Source organism: Dongia soli, assembly GCF_034044715.1.
Classification (GTDB): domain Bacteria; phylum Pseudomonadota; class Alphaproteobacteria; order Dongiales; family Dongiaceae; genus Dongia_B; species Dongia_B soli.
The window spans coordinates 974,963-991,935 of the sequence record NZ_JAXCLW010000002.1; the positions used below are offsets into that span (position 1 = coordinate 974,963).

At 61.0% G+C, this 16,973-nt stretch carries 20 protein-coding genes and 1 pseudogene; 3 read left to right on the forward strand and 18 right to left on the reverse strand.

Features of this window, described 5'->3' with window-relative positions:
• Positions 1-73 precede the first annotated feature (73 nt).
• The 12 genes from tilS to SMD27_RS11070 all read right to left on the reverse strand — a co-directional run bounded on the left by tilS (position 74) and on the right by SMD27_RS11070 (position 11,274).
• Positions 74-1,522, reverse strand: coding sequence for a tRNA lysidine(34) synthetase TilS (gene tilS / locus SMD27_RS11015; protein WP_320508414.1), 1,449 nt, complete (start codon positions 1,520-1,522; stop codon positions 74-76).
• Between the two features lie 7 nt (positions 1,523-1,529).
• Positions 1,530-2,531 (reverse strand): tol-pal system protein YbgF, encoded by a 1,002-nt coding sequence (gene ybgF / locus SMD27_RS11020; protein ID WP_320508415.1) that lies wholly within the window; start codon positions 2,529-2,531, stop codon positions 1,530-1,532.
• Positions 2,532-2,973: 442 nt separating this feature from the next.
• On the reverse strand, positions 2,974-3,471 hold the full coding sequence (pal, locus tag SMD27_RS11025; protein ID WP_320508416.1) for a peptidoglycan-associated lipoprotein Pal: 498 nt from the start codon (positions 3,469-3,471) through the stop codon (positions 2,974-2,976).
• A gap of 154 nt (positions 3,472-3,625) precedes the next feature.
• Positions 3,626-4,945 carry a Tol-Pal system beta propeller repeat protein TolB gene (gene tolB / locus SMD27_RS11030; protein WP_379990485.1) on the reverse strand — a complete coding sequence of 440 codons (1,320 nt, stop codon included), beginning with the start codon at positions 4,943-4,945 and terminating at the stop codon, positions 3,626-3,628.
• A gap of 282 nt (positions 4,946-5,227) precedes the next feature.
• Complete coding sequence (locus SMD27_RS11035; protein ID WP_320508417.1) at positions 5,228-6,178, reverse strand: TonB C-terminal domain-containing protein; 951 nt, start codon at positions 6,176-6,178, stop codon at positions 5,228-5,230.
• A gap of 10 nt (positions 6,179-6,188) precedes the next feature.
• Positions 6,189-6,689 (reverse strand): protein TolR, encoded by a 501-nt coding sequence (gene tolR / locus SMD27_RS11040; RefSeq protein ID WP_320508418.1) that lies wholly within the window; start codon positions 6,687-6,689, stop codon positions 6,189-6,191.
• 2 nt (positions 6,690-6,691) lie between these two features.
• A complete protein-coding gene (tolQ, locus tag SMD27_RS11045; RefSeq protein WP_320508670.1) occupies positions 6,692-7,387 on the reverse strand; it encodes a protein TolQ in 696 nt (231 codons plus the stop codon).
• A gap of 191 nt (positions 7,388-7,578) precedes the next feature.
• Positions 7,579-8,067 (reverse strand): tol-pal system-associated acyl-CoA thioesterase, encoded by a 489-nt coding sequence (gene ybgC / locus SMD27_RS11050; RefSeq protein WP_320508419.1) that lies wholly within the window; start codon positions 8,065-8,067, stop codon positions 7,579-7,581.
• Between the two features lie 120 nt (positions 8,068-8,187).
• Positions 8,188-9,258, reverse strand: a complete 1,071-nt coding sequence (ruvB, locus tag SMD27_RS11055) for a Holliday junction branch migration DNA helicase RuvB (RefSeq protein ID WP_320508420.1) — start codon at positions 9,256-9,258, stop codon at positions 8,188-8,190.
• A gap of 33 nt (positions 9,259-9,291) precedes the next feature.
• Positions 9,292-9,921: a Holliday junction branch migration protein RuvA gene (ruvA, locus tag SMD27_RS11060; protein WP_320508421.1), complete on the reverse strand. Its 630-nt coding sequence runs from the start codon at positions 9,919-9,921 to the stop codon at positions 9,292-9,294.
• Positions 9,918-10,442, reverse strand: a complete 525-nt coding sequence (ruvC, locus tag SMD27_RS11065; RefSeq protein ID WP_320508422.1) for a crossover junction endodeoxyribonuclease RuvC — start codon at positions 10,440-10,442, stop codon at positions 9,918-9,920. The genes ruvA and ruvC overlap by 4 nt, the downstream gene beginning before the upstream one ends.
• Positions 10,443-10,509: 67 nt before the next feature.
• On the reverse strand, positions 10,510-11,274 hold the full coding sequence (locus SMD27_RS11070; RefSeq protein WP_320508423.1) for a YebC/PmpR family DNA-binding transcriptional regulator: 765 nt from the start codon (positions 11,272-11,274) through the stop codon (positions 10,510-10,512).
• Positions 11,275-11,600: 326 nt separating this feature from the next.
• Between SMD27_RS11070 and SMD27_RS11075 the strand changes: the two genes are divergently transcribed.
• Positions 11,601-11,897 carry a hypothetical protein gene (locus tag SMD27_RS11075; RefSeq protein WP_320508424.1) on the forward strand — a complete coding sequence of 99 codons (297 nt, stop codon included), beginning with the start codon at positions 11,601-11,603 and terminating at the stop codon, positions 11,895-11,897.
• A gap of 53 nt (positions 11,898-11,950) precedes the next feature.
• Here SMD27_RS11075 and SMD27_RS11080 read toward each other — a convergent pair whose 3' ends face one another.
• Together SMD27_RS11080 and SMD27_RS11085 are read right to left on the reverse strand one after the other, a co-directional pair.
• On the reverse strand, positions 11,951-12,241 hold the full coding sequence (locus SMD27_RS11080; protein WP_320508425.1) for a Rap1a/Tai family immunity protein: 291 nt from the start codon (positions 12,239-12,241) through the stop codon (positions 11,951-11,953).
• 232 nt (positions 12,242-12,473) lie between these two features.
• A complete protein-coding gene (locus SMD27_RS11085) occupies positions 12,474-13,349 on the reverse strand; it encodes a LysR family transcriptional regulator (protein ID WP_320508426.1) in 876 nt (291 codons plus the stop codon).
• 104 nt (positions 13,350-13,453) lie between these two features.
• On the opposite strand from SMD27_RS11085, the gene SMD27_RS11090 reads away from it, so the two are divergent.
• Both SMD27_RS11090 and SMD27_RS11095 read left to right on the forward strand, forming a co-directional pair.
• Positions 13,454-13,894, forward strand: coding sequence for a CidA/LrgA family protein (locus SMD27_RS11090; RefSeq protein WP_320508427.1), 441 nt, complete (start codon positions 13,454-13,456; stop codon positions 13,892-13,894).
• Positions 13,891-14,592 carry an LrgB family protein gene (locus SMD27_RS11095; RefSeq protein WP_320508428.1) on the forward strand — a complete coding sequence of 234 codons (702 nt, stop codon included), beginning with the start codon at positions 13,891-13,893 and terminating at the stop codon, positions 14,590-14,592. The genes SMD27_RS11090 and SMD27_RS11095 overlap by 4 nt, the downstream gene beginning before the upstream one ends.
• A gap of 15 nt (positions 14,593-14,607) precedes the next feature.
• On the opposite strand, the gene SMD27_RS24145 is transcribed toward SMD27_RS11095, so the two are convergent.
• The 4 genes and pseudogenes from SMD27_RS24145 to SMD27_RS11110 all read right to left on the reverse strand — a co-directional run bounded on the left by SMD27_RS24145 (position 14,608) and on the right by SMD27_RS11110 (position 16,887).
• Positions 14,608-14,733, reverse strand: coding sequence for an SDR family oxidoreductase (locus SMD27_RS24145; protein ID WP_379990488.1), 126 nt, complete (start codon positions 14,731-14,733; stop codon positions 14,608-14,610).
• 71 nt (positions 14,734-14,804) lie between these two features.
• Positions 14,805-15,017 (reverse strand): annotated as a pseudogene (locus tag SMD27_RS24150) (gluconate 5-dehydrogenase); the annotation flags it as partial.
• A 76-nt stretch (positions 15,018-15,093) separates the two neighbouring features.
• The gene (locus SMD27_RS11105; RefSeq protein WP_320508429.1) at positions 15,094-16,152 is read right to left on the reverse strand and encodes an alcohol dehydrogenase family protein; all 1,059 of its coding nucleotides are present in this window, start codon (positions 16,150-16,152) and stop codon (positions 15,094-15,096) included.
• Between the two features lie 18 nt (positions 16,153-16,170).
• A complete protein-coding gene (locus SMD27_RS11110; protein ID WP_320508430.1) occupies positions 16,171-16,887 on the reverse strand; it encodes an HAD-IA family hydrolase in 717 nt (238 codons plus the stop codon).
• Positions 16,888-16,973: the final 86 nt, after the last annotated feature.

Here is a 16,973-nt window from a genome sequence, read left to right on the forward strand (position 1 = left end):
CAAACTACAACTTGGCCGGTCAATGCTTAGGCGCTAATGCCGGGCTTTGCAAGAAATCCGGCTTCGCTGACAATTACATAATGCGCTTTTGCGGTCTGACAACTGCAAAGCCGCAAGATGTTGCCCCCCGTCGCGGCAAAAAGGCCACATCTGACCGGGGGAACGCGGACAATTCCCTCACCGCGACGTTTTGTCCTGCCGACCCATGTTGTGCTCTTGCCTCGCCCAGCCGTGGCCAGACAGCTATCTGGCCATCTCGCCGGAGGGCTGGCAGAGCCTGTCGAGCCCGTAAGGGTAAATCTAACACATCCTGGGGAACCGGCCGATTGGCCAAACCCCATTCGCCAATAGCGCCTAAGGACCAAGATCCGGCATTCGCAGGCAAAGGTCCCATCAAATTTACGCGATAGCGCTTATCCCAAAGGATAATGGGGCCCGGCTGAACTAAGCGTGGTGCCTCGCATCCTGCGGCCTCGCGATAAATCGCAATTTTGTCGCCCGACCATTCCACGTGGCAGCCAGCCAATGTAAGCCCACCTTTCGCCGCCGTTTCGATTTGCACCATAAGCGTCGCAAGCTTGTCCGCGGACAGAACGAAATCCGCCGTGCCGATCGTATAGATAAGGTCGCGCAGGACGGATTTCACGAGGCTCGCCGGCACGGTGTTAAAGGCAACGCGCTTCAGCACCGCATAACCGGCGGAATCGACATGGCCGTGCCGTGCAAGCCAGGCGGCCGCCTCGCGTTCTGTCCGGTCGCGTCTCATGCCCGCTGCGCAAGTCGCGTCCAGCAATGCGGGTAGCTCAGTATCCGGGTCTGCCCGGCGGCGCCAGCGAACCCGTTCAAAGCGCAGCGAGGTGTTGCTGGGATCCTCGATCCAACCGACCTTCCGTTCCAGTAGGGTCTCGATCAACCGGGCTTTGCTGATGCCCAGCAAAGGTCGCAGTATTCTGACACCATCCAGGGGCCTGATGGCCGGCATGGCGGCAAGGCCATATGGCCCGCTGCCATGGGCTTGCCGCATCAAATAGGTTTCCGCCTGGTCCTCGGCCTGATGGGCGATGGCGAGATGCAGGATGTCGTGGCGGCGGCACCAATCGGTCAGCAAGGCGTAACGAGCATCGCGCGCCGCGGCCATGATGCCGGTCTTAGGTTTCGGGCCGGTCCAGGTGAGAATATGGTGGTCGATCGCCTGGGGTCGCTCCCCGGCTGCATAGTCAGCCAGGATTTCACCGACCCGGCGGCACTCCTCTGCCGCTGCCCGACGCAAACCATGATCGACACTGAGCACACTGAGCCGGCCGCCTCTCGCCGCCACCCATTCCGCCAGCAGCAGGGACAAAGCCATGCTGTCGCTGCCACCCGAGACGGCAACGGCCAGATGCACACCTGTCTCGAAAGGTCCGAGCGGCAGCATCAGATCGGTGAATTCCTGAAGATGCAGCGGTGCGACCGGCTTCACGGCCGCGCCGTGCTGCTCTGTCAGATCCAGACCGCCCCGATCCTGTTTGGCCGGGTTCATCCCGCTGTCAGCAGCCGAAACGCTGCTTGGCCCGACTGGCCCGATCCTTAATGGCGCCGGAGGCATCGGGGAATTTCTTGTCGAGCTGCTTCAAAGCGACGCAGGCATTCTGATTCTGGCCGCTCAGGCCCAGCGACATGCCGAGCTTCAGCAGGTTATCTGCCGCTTTCGGACTGTTCGGATATTTCTGGTAGCCCTCGGCGAAGGCGACCGATGCATTCTTGAAATCTTTGCGGGCGTAATAGGTTTCCCCGATCCAATATTGCGCATTACCTGTCAGCGCATCGTTCGGATGTTCCTGGACGAAAGTCTTCAGCGCAACTTCCGCCTCGGCATACTGACCTTTTTGCAGGAGGCCCGTGGCATATTCGTATTGCTCGCGCGGCGTTTCACCTGGCAGGACGATATTGCCGCCCGTATTAGCACCCGCATTGCCGCTCCCGGCATTGGCTGCCGCCGTGCCGCCAGCTGCGGCAGCGGCCGCTTCGGCGGCCCCGGCTGGCGCCTGCGGCAAGGTCGTGTTCTTGCTGAGCGTGCCGAGAACGCGGGGCTCACTGGGCGGGGCCGAGGGCTGATCACCTGCGGACTGATTGGGGGCATTCCCCCCGCCGGCAGCTTGGTTGGACCTCGTCGCACCCGAATTCGGGCCGCTCATATCCGGGGTGGCGGGCTGGTTATTGGCAGCCGGCCGAATGGCACCCGCCCCGCCCTGACCGCCCTCCAGCGCGTTCAACCGGAATTCGTTATCCTTCTGCGCCCGATCGAGTTTATCGCTGAGATCGTTCAATTTGAGCTGGGTCTGCTCGACCTGGCCCTCCAGTGTCGCCATCTGCTGCTGCATCTGCTGCAACCGGACTTCCTGGTTGGCGGCAACGCCGCCTTGCATGCCCTGCAATTGCTGCCGCAACTGGGCGACCTCAGCGCGCAGATCATCGACCTCGTCGGCTCGAACCGATTGCGGCAATAGCACACCGCCAAACAGGCAGGCGCCGAGCACGGCGGACAGCATCCAGTTTTTCGCCGGCTTTCGCCGGGCGGCCAATCGCCCCGCTGGAAAAATAGTCCCGGCTGTCATTGCAAATCGATTGCTCATACCGTCCGTCATCACTGTCTCTGACCCATTAACTGTCCCGCCCGTTCAGGGCGAAATTAAGGCAGGCGCCTTTGCCGCCGCTTCTTCAACACCGCCGACCACGTTGCAGTTGCAAAGGGAGAAGATGTTAGCGGCAAAAATGCCAGACAGACTCGATCAGAAGCAAGTAACCGTCCGGCAGCCGGCCGATCCGTAACACCTGGCAGCATACTGACTATCCGCCCACAATGCTGCGCGCGAAACTGCCTTTTTGACAAAAAGAAACGCCGGTGTGCCCCATCTGCACACCGGCGTTCTTTTGCTTCACCGTTTTACTTAACCGGGAACGAATTCCCGTAAGTAAAAAATCAGCCGCTGATTAGCGGTTGATCGTGGTCACGGCGCGGCGGTTCTGCGACCAGCAAGCCTCATTGGACTCGGTGCATTCCGGCCGTTCCTTGCCGTAGGAGATGACGCTGAGGCGGCTCTTGTCGACGCCAAGGGCGGTCAGGTAGTTCGCGACCGAATTGGCACGACGCTCACCGAGCGCCAGGTTGTATTCGCGGGTGCCGCGTTCGTCGGCATGACCTTCGACGGTGACGGTCACAGCCGGATACTGCTGCAGCCAGGCAGCCTGCTTCTGGAGCTGCTGCTGGGCTTCAGCCGAAACGTCGTAGCGATCGAGCGCAAAGAAAACCCGGTCGCCGACATTCTGCTTGAAGTCTTCAGCAGAACCCGGAGCCACCGAAGCAGCCGCAACCTGGCCGTCGGTGCCCGAGGTGTTGGTGCCGGCAGCATTACCGGTGTTTTCGCCATCTGACGAGCAAGCCGCCAGAAGAAGGGCCGCAGCAACGGCCGAGATCAATTGAATACGCATGTTGTCCTCTCATCCTCTCACTTGTCTCAACAAGCTGGCTGCGTCCTAGTTACACAACTAAGACGAAAGCCAACTTGTATCCCTACATTCCGTGCTGTCGTGAAGCCTAAACTTGGGCTGTCAAGCCCCCGGAATCGGCGGAAAACTTACTTCATTACTGACTGCTTAGCAAGGGAGACCAAGCAGGATCCGAGCCGTCCAGTGGCGTTTTCATCACACGCTCATTGTAGCCGGTGAGGTCGATCGAATGCAGCTGAGTCCGACCGCTTGGATCCGACACAAAATAGGCTAAAACGCGACCATTAGGTGCCCAAGTCGGACCTTCGACCAGCCAGCCGGAGGACAACTGACGCTCCCCCGAGCCGTCCGGACGCATCACGCCAATATAGAACTGACCCTGCGCCATGCGCGTGAAGGCGATGAGGTCGCCGCGCGGTGACCAGACCGGCGTCGCATAGCGTCCCTGCCCCTTGCTGATGCGCTGTACGCCGCTGCCATCCGCGTTCATCACATAGAGCTGCTGCTCGCCGCCACGGTCGGAGTTGAAGACGATGCGGCCGCCATCCGGCGAATAGGACGGCGACGTATCGATTGCCGGATTGTCGGTCAGGCGCCGCGACCGGCGGGTCCGGGTATCCATCTCATAGATATCGGTGTTGCCGTTTTGGGCCATGCTCATGATGACCTTGGAGCCGTCCGGGGAGAAGCGCGGGGCGAAGGTCATGCCGGGGAAATCGCCCAGGATCTCCTGCTGCCCAGTATTGATGTTAAACAAGTAAACGCGGGGCTTATTATTGTAAAAGGACATATAGGTGATGTCCTGGCTGACCGGCGAGAAACGCGGTGTCAGCACCAGCGCCGCCCCATCGGTCAGGTAGCGATGGTTCTCCCCGTCCTGGTCCATAATGGCCAAGCGCTTTACCCGCGCGTTTTTCGGACCGCTTTCCGAAACATAAACGACGCGACTGTCGAAATAGCCTTCTTCACCGGTGATGCGCTTATAGATCTCGTCAGCGATCTGATGAGCGACGCGGCGCCAGTTGTTCTGCGAGGCATTGTATTGGAAGCCCGTCATCTGGGATTCGCCAAAGACGTCCCAGAGACGGAACTGCACCTGGACCTGGCCATTGGCGGTCGACTGCGCGGCACCGCTGACCAGCGCCTGGGCATTCAGCACTCGCCAATCCTGGAAGCGCGGTCCCTGCTGCAGGGAGGCATTATCTTGAATGAAGGCTTGCGGCGAGATCGGCTTGAAGAGGCCGGAGCGTTCAAGATCGGCTGAGACCACCCGCGCGATATCGGCGCCGGTCTGACTGCCATAGAAATCCGGAATGGCGATGGGCATGGGTTCGACATTGCCCTTGGTGATATCGATCACCGGTTCGGCTTTGGCCTTGGGGCTTTCCACCGCCGTTATCGCGGCCGGTATCGCCACAGCCACCATGATCATCAGAAAGTGCCGAAGCCGCTTCATTCTCTTCTCTCTCATATTGATCCCCAGAGTCGCGCCACGCGTTCAGAATCCCGATTCTCACTAGAGCGGCTGACACGGATTCGCAAGCCGCCCTTTTGCGGGGCGGCACGACCAAAACGCCACGCGCGACGAATTGTTCCCGGCCACCGCAACCGAACCGCGTCACGCGGCGCGGTTGCATCGGATCGGATTTAATCATTGCCGTTTTATTGTGACCTAAATATGGCTCAAATCCGCCCTATTCCGGCCGGAATAGGGCGGCGGGCAAAAGGCAGAATAAGGTTAAAAGCTGACTTCGGACGGGCGGAAGCGCAGCACCATCGTGTCATAGGTCTTGCCCGGCGGCAGCTTGAGCGGACTGCTCATCCGCACAGCCCGCAGACAGCTTTCCGATGCCTGTCTGAAAAACGGATCGGATTGGCTGTTGATCACCTGAGCATTCGTGATCGTGCCGTCCGGCTGCAGGGTCACCCGGATCTCCACCAGGATGTTTTCCATGTTCGGCGAGCCGGCAAGACTGCCTAGATTCCAGTTCTTCTCCACCTGAGCTCGGATGCCGTCTTCCTCGGAAGCCGTCAGCGGAATCTCCGAAACCTGGGAAGCTTGTGGCCCTTCGGACTGCTCAGAGGCCGCGGGTGCCGATTTCTTCTTGGTCTTCTCCTGGGTCTCAGGCGCCGGCGTATCCTTCAGCACGTTCTGCAACAAGGCATCGAGTTCCTTGTCTGCATTCTTGTCCGGCTTCTTCTTCGGCTCATCCGGCTTCTTCTTCTCGACTTTCTTTTCCGGCTTTTTTTCTTCCGGTTTCTTTTCCTCGGGCTTCTTCTCTTCCGGCTTCTTCTCCGGATCGGGAATCTTTTCCGCTTCCTCTTCCTTGGGCGGCGCAGGCGGCGTCGGTGTCGGCTTGCTTTCTTCTTGCTTTGGCGGTGGCGGTGCAGCCGTCTGCGGATTGGGCGGCGGCGGCGCTTCCTTCTTGGGCTCTTCCTTCTTCGGCTGATCGGCCTTGGGCGCGTCCGGCTTCTTGACGATCTTCTGGTTATTGACCTTGTTCGCCTTGGGCGCCGCGGTGATGTCCGACAATTGCGCCAGTTGCACGCCGATCGCTTCCGGCAGCGGCTCAGGTTCCCAGAAAACCGGCAGGCCGAGCACCACCAATCCCAGCACGGCGACGTGCAGGACGATGGAGAAGAGCAGCCCGAAGCCGAAGGGGCGCTGACTGGGCGACGGCTTGTTCAACTATTTGCCCTCAATTGGTCGATTTTTTCTGGCCGTTGCCGGCATCGGCCTTATTGCCGGACTGGTTGTTATCGCCGCCGGGCGTCTCGACGATTAGGGATACGGCGCGGAAACCGGCCGAGGTCAGTTCGCCCATCACCTGCATCACCGTGCCGTAATCGATGCCCTTGTCACCGCGAATGAAGATCTTGGCTTCGGGATTGTTGTTGGTGATGGCGGCAAGGCGCGGACCTACCGTATCCAACTGCAATTCGGTTTCCTGCAGATAGATCTTGCCCTGCTTGTTGATGGTGATGACCAGGGGCTCGTCCGGATCCTGCATCGCCTCGGCTTTAGTCTTGGGCAGATCAACCGGAATGCCGACCGTGAGCAGCGGCGCCGTCACCATGAAGATGACCAGCAGCACCAGCATGACGTCGACCATCGGCGTCACGTTGATATCCGCCATCGGCGCCGCGCGACGGCGACCGCCGCGCGCCCGTTTGGGACCGGTGCCGAGCTTCACCGCCATGGTCAGTGCTTCTCTTCGAGTTGACGCGACAAGATGGCGCCGAATTCACCGGAGAAGGCCTCCAGCCTGTTGCCGTAGCGCGAGATATCGCTGTTCAGCTTGTTGAAGGCGAGCACCGCCGGAATAGCGGCGACCAGACCCAACGCCGTGGCGAACAGAGCTTCGGCGATACCGGGCGCCACCACGGCAAGGCTGGTGTTCTTGGAACCAGCGATGGCGGCGAAGCTGTTCATGATGCCCCAGACCGTGCCGAACAGACCGACGAAGGGAGCCGCCGAACCGACCGATGCAAGGAACGTCATATAGCGTTCAAGCTGATCCATCTCTCGGCCCAGAGTGATCCCCATGACCCGCTCGATGCGATCCTGCAGGTTTTCCCGGAGAGATTCCGAGCTCAGCAAGCCTTTGGCGGCGGAACGGCGCCATTCACGCATGGCCGAAACGAAAATGGAAGACATCGGATCGGGCGGCCGATTGCCGATGCGGTCGAACAGCTCTTCCAGCGAGCCACCCGACCAGAATGCATCTTCGAACTGCTTTGCTTGGGAGCGCAGCCGGCGCAAACGAATCGTCTTGTCGACGATGATCGCCCAGCTCCAGACCGAAGCCAACAGCAACAGGATCATGACCGCCTTGACGATCCAGTCGGCCTGCAGGAAGAGGCCCATGATGCTGAGATCGTGAGCCGCCTGGGCCATGCCGGGGCCGGTGCTGATCGCCTGTCCGGCGAGCGGTTCCAGCGCACCGCCGGTGACGGGTGCCACGGGTACTGCTGGTGGTGTTGTCGGATCCATTCGCTTTCTCACTCTTCCGTCGTTGTCGACATTCCGCGCCGTTGCATTCGCTTCATGCGTACCCGGTCATCCAACCGGCCACGCCTGATAGATTCCTACCCAATCCTAACTTCCCAGCCCGGCGGCAGTGCCTGCCGCAGAAGTTTCCGCAGATCCTCAGGCAGCCGAGTCGCCCGGCCGGCCGCACCGATGCAGGCGATCTTGACCGCCAGACGCACCAGTTCGACCTCGTCACCGTCATCGATCCGGCACACACGCTGGGCCAAATCGATGGTCGCGCCGCCGAGCCCGGTGACTTTGGTCTCGATCAGCAGTTCATCGTCCAGCTTCGCCGGACGCAAGTAATCGACCTCGCAGCGTCGCACCGCCAGGACCAAACCGTCCTCCGCCATCATTCTGGCATGGGAGATACCGGCCGACCGCAACATCTCGGTCCGGGCCCTTTCGGCGAACCGCAGATAGTTGGCGTAATATACGATCCCGCCCGAGTCGGTATCTTCGATATAGACGCGGATCTGATGGCGGTGGATAACCGCGGCCGATTGGCTTGTCCAGATAGGGCCTGTCCTGCTCGACTCATGCATGGCTGAACTCGAAATCGGCCCTATTCATCTACCTGGAGCATGGCAAGAATGTGGCAGCGGGATGCTGCGCGCCGGTGCGAAAGGGCTGTGCCAAGGTGCCGCAGTTTCGATAAGAAATCGTCAATTCTCATCGGACAATTCCTCGGCATCCTCGCTGGATCCGGCGGCTAGCAGGTCGAATTGTGCCGCCGCCCGGGGTGGCGTGAGGCCGAGATATTTAAAGCCGTTGGCTGTCAGCATTCTGCCGCGCGGCGTCCGCTGCAACAGGCCCTGTTGGATTAGGTAGGGCTCGATCGCCTCTTCAATCGTATCGCGCTGTTCGGCCAAAGCTGCCGCCAGGGTTTCCACCCCGACCGGTCCGCCGCCGTAATTCGCGGCGATGCAGTGCAGGAAGCGCCGATCCATCGCATCGAGGCCGAGCTTATCGACATCGAGCCGGGCCAGCGCCTGATCCGCCGCCATAGCATCCACCTGGCCCGCTTTGGCGACCAGGGCAAAGTCCCGCACCCGCCGCAACAGCCGCCCGGCAACACGCGGCGTGCCGCGCGACCGTCGCGCGATCTCGGCGGCGCCGCTGGCGGCAAGATCGAGCCCGATGACCCGGGCACCGCGCCGGACGATGGTTTCCAATTCGGCAGGCGTATAGAAATTGAGACGCAGCGGAATGCCGAAACGGTCACGGAGCGGCGTCGATAACAGACCAAGCCGCGTCGTCGCGCCGACCAGGGTGAATTTCGGCAGATCGATCCGCACCGAGCGCGCTGCCGGCCCTTCGCCAATGATCAGGTCGAGGTGATAATCCTCCATTGCCGGATAGAGGATTTCCTCCACCGCCGGCGACAGGCGGTGAATCTCGTCGATGAACAGCACGTCATTGGGCTGCAGATTGGTGAGCAGCGCGGCGAGATCGCCGGCACGGGCGATCACCGGTCCCGATGTCGCGCGAAAGCCGACGCCGAGTTCCCGCGAGACGATCTGCGCCAGGGTGGTCTTGCCGAGACCCGGCGGGCCATGGAACAGCACATGATCCAAAGCCTCGCCCCGCTCGCGCGCCGCCGCGACGAAGATCGCGAGGTTTTCGCGCAGCTTCTCCTGGCCGATAAACTCGGTCAGCGCTAAAGGCCGCAGGGATTGCTCACCGGCATCCTCTTCGCTGCGTATGCCATCGGTCAGACGCTGGTCTTCAGCCACAGGTCAGGTTCCCATATTGGCTCGCTGGCCGGCTCACTGGCTCAACTCCTTCAATCCGGCGCGGATCAGGTGGTCCAGGCTGGCGGTGCCATCAGTGGCATGCTGGGCCTTGGCGACAGCGGTGAAAGCTTCCGCCCGGCGATAGCCGAGATTGACCAGCGCTGAAACCGCATCTTCGATCAGCGCGTTGGACTTGCCACCGGCCGCCTTCCCCTCGCCGCCCGCCGCTGCTGCCTTCAGCGCCGCCGTGCCGAGGCTGAGGCTACCAACCTTATCCTTCAATTCGGCGACGATGCGCGCCGCCAGCTTCGGACCGACGCCCGGCGCCCTGGTGATCGCTGTCTTGTCCTGGGCAGCGATGGCGGTCGTCAAATCATCCGGGCCAAGCACGCCGAGAATGGCAAGACCAACCTTGGCACCGACCCCTTGCACTGTCAGCAGGAGGCGGAACCAGTCGCGCTCAGCCTGATCGACAAAGCCGAAAAGGTTGATCGCATCTTCACGCACCTGGGTTTCGATCAGCAGGGAGACCGCCGTCCCGCTGGCGCCGAGCCGCTGCAGCGTGCGGTTGGCGGCATGCACGACATAGCCGACACCACCGACATCGACGATCACGGCATCGCCCTGGATGCTGTCGATCTTGCCTGTAAGCTTGCCGATCACCGCGCCACCTCGCGGAAATCCTTGGCGCCCCAGCGTCGCAGCGAACTTAGATGATGAGCATGGCAGATCGCGACGGCCAAAGCATCGGCGGCATCGGGACTTTCCGCCGAACTGGCCGGCAACAGCACCCGCACCATCATCTGTACCTGTTCCTTGCCGGCATGACCGGCGCCGACCACCGATTTCTTGATGAGATTGGCAGGATATTCCGCGACCGGCAGCTTGTAGGAAGCCGGCGTCATCAGGACGACGCCGCGCGCCAAACCGAGTTTCAGGGTGGACGTCGGGTTCTTGTTGACGAAGGTTTCCTCGACCGCAGCCTCGGTCGGCTGATAGAGGTCGATCACCTGCTTCAACCCGTCATGAATCTCTACCAGCCGATCGGCCAGGGATTGCTTGGGGTCGGTATGGATGGTGCCGGCCGCCACGAAGCTCAGCCGCGAGCCGGGCGGATTGCCATGAGCATCGACGATACCCCAGCCGGTATGCTGCAATCCTGGATCAAGCCCTAGCAGACGCATCGACCGCCCATTGCGCTATTGTCACTGTCCTGTCCCGGCATTGCCGTCAAGACAGGCTCGCCCTGTCTCACGCCGTCAGCGACGCCAAGGTCTCGTCGGAGACTTCGAAATTGGCATAGACGTTTTGCACGTCATCATTGTCTTCCAGGACGTCGATCAGCTTCATCAGCGACTGCGCGGTATCGGCATCAACCTGGGTGGCGTTCAGCGGCAGCCATTGCAGCTTGGCTTCCTTGGCTTCGCCAAACTTGGCTTCCAGGGCGTCGCGAACGGCGGAAAAGTCATCCGTCGCGCAGGTCACCGTATGGGTATCGTCGTCGCTCTCGACATTATCCGCGCCGGCTTCCAAGGCCGCCTCGAAGACGGCATCGGCACTGATCGCCGCGCCCTTCGCGGTCTTGGTCGGGTAGACGATGACGCCCTTGCGCTCGAACATGAAGGAAACCGAATTGGTTTCGCCGAGATTGCCACCTGCTTTTGCGAAAGCGGTGCGGATTTCCGAGGCTGTGCGATTGCGGTTGTCGGTCAGGGCTTCGACGATGACGGCGATGCCGCCCGGGCCATAGCCTTCGTAACGGACCTCATCGTAGTTGGTGTTGTCTTCACCGCCGGCGCCGCGCTTGATCGCGCGCTCCATCGTGTCCTTGGGCATATTCGCCTCGCGCGCGGCGATGATGGCCGAGCGCAAACGTGGGTTGGCGTCGGGATCGGCCTGGCCGGATTTCGCCGCCACGGTCAATTCGCGGATGATCTTTGTGAAAACTTTCGCCCGCTTGGCGTCCTGCGCGCCCTTGCGGTACATGATGTTCTTGAATTGTGAATGACCAGCCATGGTCCGACTCTAGATTCCAGTTATTGAGTTGGGTTTCCCGGGCATTCTACCACATCTTGCGAAGCGACAGGCAAGCCGGGAGGCGGCCCGGTGTCGCAATGCCGGTGATAAACGACGGATTCGGAAGCCTTTTAGCACAATTCCCGAAGCCGCAAACCCCTCACCGTACTGTGATGCTTCCTCACCCGACTGTGAATTCACCGCAGGGAACCCGTTTTACTAAATTTTAACAGCGCCTTCGGAAGATAGTCTTGGCGGCATTGGGATCGTATCGGTCCTTCAGCTGCATAGTGATCAAACCTTTCCTGTCGGGTATGGGGATCCGGATGTCCGAAGCCATTCATCTCAGTGATGCAGAACAGCAGAGCATCCACAGCTTGCAGGCCGAGATCGACCGCCTGGCCGAGATGGTCTTCGATGTGGCGCGCGAAACCGGATTGCAGACAGTAACGGCCGCGCTCTCTCTTGCCGCCGAAGGGCGACCCGGTGCGCCGGATCATGTCCGCGATGTCGCCAATGACCTGCTCTGCCGGGCCGAAATCATGCAATCTGAAATCGGCCGCTTCATGAGCGTGGCCGAACACGCCCAGATCATTGATCTCGAACAGAAACAAAGCCGCTGAATTTCTCCTCCTCGAAACTCGAAACCCGGCTTTCGCCGGGTTTTCTGTAGGTCTCATGAGCAGGGATAAAGGTCGGAAAGCGCTTCCCGCGCGACCGCGTTAACGTCCTTGTCCTGACGCTCGGGATGTCGGCGAATCCATTCAATGACGGCCTGGGTATCCTCCATATCGCCGATGTCATTCGGCGAACAGGCGCGGAAATCGCCGTAGGACCGGCCGCCTTTCATCGCGGCGCGGACCGAATGAATCATGGAAATGCAAACATCCTTGGCAGCGCCGTCTTTCAACAGGCAATCCTTCGCCGTGCCGGTGAAGGTAAAAGTAGCTCCGCCATCCTGTGCCATGGTCCTACCCGGGCCGATAAGGCAAAGGGCCAGTATGCAGGCCAGCAAGAGTTTCGCATGCGACTGCGCAAGCTTAGATTCGATTATATCGGTCAAACGCATTTCCATCCCATAATCAGGCAAGTCCGCGCATCTGACGGTGTCCGCGCGAAACGTTAGTGCTGGTTCGTATTCCTACCACTTTTCGCTGTCCGCGTTATGTCAGGCTGCCGTTACTTTCAGTGTCGTTCGATTATGTGGTTTCGGCAACCAGATCGATCCAGGCTTTCGCCGCCGGTGACAGGATGCTACCCGCACGCCAGATCAGGCTGAGTTCCCAGCGCAGATCGTTTTCATCCAGCAGAACCGACACCAATGGCGGCCCGACTTGCTGCACGGCAACCAGCCGTGGGAGCAATGCAACGCCAAGCCCCGCCGCGACCAAAGCCAAGATAAAATCCGGCTGCGCGCTATGCGCCGCTTCCCTGGCAACGAAGCCCCGTCTTTGGCAGGCAGCGCGAATCATCTCGTTCAGGGTGAAACCGGCTTCGAACAAAATCAAACTGCTATCGGCCAGTTCCGTCAGTTTGATGCTTTTGCGGCCTGCGAATTCGTGGGTCGATGGCAGCACCACGACCATCGGCTCAGCCCGGACCGGTTGGGTGGCAAAGTCGCTTTCGATCGGCGCCAAAGCGGCACCCAATTCGAGCTCGCCTGCCAACACGGCCTGCTTCAGGCGATTGCTTCCCTGCTCTGCCAGATCGATCTCGATCCCTGGATAGAGCTGGCGATATCTCGCCACCAAAGGTGCGAAGAGAATGCTGCTGCCAAGGCGCGGCAAGCCAAGGCGTAACCGGCCGCGCTGCAAGCCGCGCAGATCCGCCAGCTCGGATAGCAAGCTGTCGCGTTCCGCCAGCATGGCCTGGGCCCGTCGATAGACCAGCTCGCCCATAGCGGTCAGTTGCACCCGGCGGCCGAGGCGGTCGAGCAACGGCCCGCCCAGTTCCTCTTCCAGCTGTTTCACCGCCTTGCTGACGGTCGGCTGGGTGGCATTGATGACGGTGGCCGCAGCAGAAAACCCGTCCTGACGTACCACCTCGACAAATGCCCGTAAGGTTCGCAGATCCATCTATTCCAACTTGGCATTAAATAAATTCAGACAATTCATTTTAATTATAGAGCATAAAGACTTAAATGAAAGCGCACGGAAAGCTTCCATCCGTGTAAGCGACAATGACTTCCACCCTGATCCACCTCTCCCGCGTCAAAACCAAAATCGCCTTGGCGGTTGATGCGATCGCGCCGCCCAAAGGCTGGCCCCAGATCGGCCTGCTGATCGCTATCTGGTGGGGATCGGATTGGCTGGCGCGGATAACCGCTTTGCCCATGCCGGGCAGCGCCCTCGGCATGGTCCTCTTGCTGCTCGCTTTGCTCAGCGGCTGGGTAAATCCGGCTTGGCTCCGACAGGGATCCGCCAGCCTGCTCAATCATATGCTGCTCTTTTTTATCCCGGCGATGATGGCGCCGCTCGGTCACCGGGAATTGTTCGGTCTGGTCGGCCTTAAGATCCTGGGCGTCATCGTTGTCGGCACCACGATCATCATGACGACCACCGCTCTCATCGTGGAATTCTATTATCGCCTGCGGCTCAAAACGCGGGGAGCGGAAGCATGACCCTTGCCGCCCTCACGAATCTGCCGCCGGCTTTCTGGGGCATAGCCACGCTCGGCCTCTATGGCCTGGCGCGGCTAATCTATGCCCGCAAGCGGCGTTGGTGGTCCTCACCGCTCCTCGTCGCCTGGCTCGCTTGCCTAGCCCTCGCTTTCGCCCTCCGGGTCAGCTATGCCGATTACCTGCGTGGCACATCCTGGCTGCTCAGCCTGCTGGGACCGGCAACCGTCGCTTTTGCCCTGCCGATCTATGAGCAGCGGCATTTCATCCGGCGCCATTGGCCGGTGCTTGCAGTCGGCGTCTTGGCTGGCAGTACTGTCGCGATTGTCAGTTCCTGGCTGCTGGCCAAATCTTTCAGCCTCCCACCCGATCTCGAACGCAGCTTGGTGGCGCATTCGATCACCACACCCTTCGCCATGACGGTGGCCAGCGGCATCGGCGGCATTCCCCAGATCGCGGCCGTCAGCACCGCCGTGACGGGCCTGCTAGGCGCCGTAATCGGCGATGGCCTGCTGAAATACCTGCCCCTCAGGTCGTCCTTCGCACGCGGCGCCTTGTTCGGCATGGGTGCCCATGGGGTCGGTGTCGCCAAAGCCTATGAACTCGGCCAGGAAGAAGGCTCGATCGCCGGACTGGTCATGATCCTCGCCGGCCTTACCAATGTCGCCGCGTCACCCCTGATCGCTGCCGCGCTCACCTAAAGCGAGCCGGCCATCTCAGAAATGCGCCAGATAGCCGCCATCGACGGCGATGGTCTGGCCGGTCACATAAGACGCTGCATCGGAGGCAAGAAAGACGGCCGCACCAGCAATCTCATGGGGCGAACCCCAGCGGCCGAGCAATGTGCGCCCCCCAGCCAATCGGCGATTGCCGCATCGTCGGCCATATCGGCATTCGCCTCGGTGGCGAAATAGCCGGGCGCAAGCGCATTCACCGTGATGCCGGAGGGCCCGAGCTCCGCCGCTAGCGCCCGGGTCAAAGCATCTAATCCCACTTCGCCGTATATAGCGCATCCCCCGGGCGAGCGATGGGTCCCGCACCTCAGCGATAGCAAAACCAAGCCCACGGCCGGCACCCGTGCGAGCGCGACCTTGCCGGAGAGATCGAACAGGCTTGAAGAGATCATGGCTGAACCGGTTCCGCTGACAGAAAATGACAACCCTGCCTAGCGGCCCCGGCCGGCGAAAGCAAATCTTCCGGAGTCAGGGCGCAACGACGATATTGCCGAAATGCTTTTTGGCGAGGAAGGCGCGCTGTGCCTCGGGCAATTGATCCAGCGGGAAGGTTTCGGCGCGCAGAGGCCGCAGCCGGCCGGTTTCGATCAGGCCAACAAGATCACGGAACTCAGTCGCGGTGCCATAAGACGAGCCGATGATCTCAAGGTGCTTGAGATAGACCGTGCGCAGATCGAGCGGCACGACGGAACCGGCGATGGCGCCGCAAGTGACGAAGCGGCCCGCGGGTCGTAGCGTCGATAGCAGGGCCGAGAAAGCCGGACCGCCGGCGACATCGGCGACGACATCGATGGGGCCTGTCGCGACGGCCCGGAGCGCGGCTTCGAGATCCGGCGCATCGCGGTCGACCGCGGTGACCGCGCCAAGCGCCAAGGCCTTATCCGCCTTGCTGCGGCTGACGACGGCGATCGGTTCCGCGCCGCGCAGTTTCGCCAGTTGCAGCATGGCCGAGCCGACGCCGCCCGACGCACCGGTGATGACGACGCGTTCGCCGCTGCCGAGCCGGGCGCGGTTGAGCATGTGGTAAGCCGTGAGATAAGCGATGGGAAAGGTGGCGAGATCTTCGAAAGCCAGATCGCTTTTCAAGGCCACCGCATTCTCCGCCGGCACCGCACAATATTCCGCATAGCCGCCGTCGCGTTCCGAGCCGAGATAATCAACTTCCGTGGGATCGTCCCCACCCTTCAGATAGAGCGTCGGATTGACCAGGACGCGCTCGCCGATCCGATGGTCACTGACGCCCTCGCCCACGGCAGCCACCGTTCCGGCAATATCCGAGCCCTGAATGCGGGGAAATTGCGGCGCCTCGCGTTTCCATCCGGTGCGCGCGGCCGGATCGTCCTCGCGGCCATAGCCGCCGATCCGCAGCATCACATCGGAATTGTTCAGGCCACAGGCGCCAACCTTCACCAGCACCTCGCCTGCCGCCGGGCGCGGCACGCGGGTTTCCACCTGTTGCAATCGGTCGATCTCGCCGATCCCGGTCAAGGCAATCGCGCGCATCAGTTTCGGCAAAGCTTCCGGCATCACGTGCTCCCTCTCGCTTCAACGCCCGGCATCGACGGCATCGGCCAATTCGAGCAGCTTGCTGAAATGGTAGTCAGGCTTCGTCACATCCTGCGGTTCCGGCGTACCGCCGAACCCGGCCTTGCCCTGGCGCCGCTCGATCCAGCAGGTGCAATAGCCGAGTGCCTTGGCGATACCAATATCGTGGTACTGGCTTTGCGCCACATGCAGATAATCGCCGAGCTTATAACCGTGAACGCTTTGCCGGCCGCGAGCATAGGCGAAGAATTGCGGGTCCGGCTTGTTGAGGCCCACATCTTCGGCGGTGACCGTATCGTCAAAGGGATTGCCGAGGCGCTGGGCAAAATGACCAAGCGCCCAATTGTCGGAATTGGTCATCGCCACCAATCGGAAGCGCTTCTTCAAACGCTGCAAGGCGTCGGCGGAATCCGGAAAGGCCGGCCAGGATGGAATGGAAAGCCGGAAACCTTCGGCGAGGTCGTCGCTGACGGGGAGCCCCAGCTCTTTCGCCATCCGGCGATAGGCCGGCGCCATCATCTGCGGGAAAGCTTCACCGGGTGTCAGCCGGTGTTGCTCGTCTTCCGCTGTCGCATAATGTCCGAGCAGCCGGTCGTCATCGATGTGCAGACCCGCCTGACGCGCAATGGGACGGAGGTAGTCGAGCATCCCGGTCTCGAAATCGATCAGCGTGCCGACAACATCGAAGGTGAGGATCTCGAAATCGCGCAGTGCCATTAATGCCTCGCTTGGCTGACGATTGAATAGCTCGTCGTAAACCGGGATTGGACATGACGGAACTGATATGATTTCATGGAAATCAT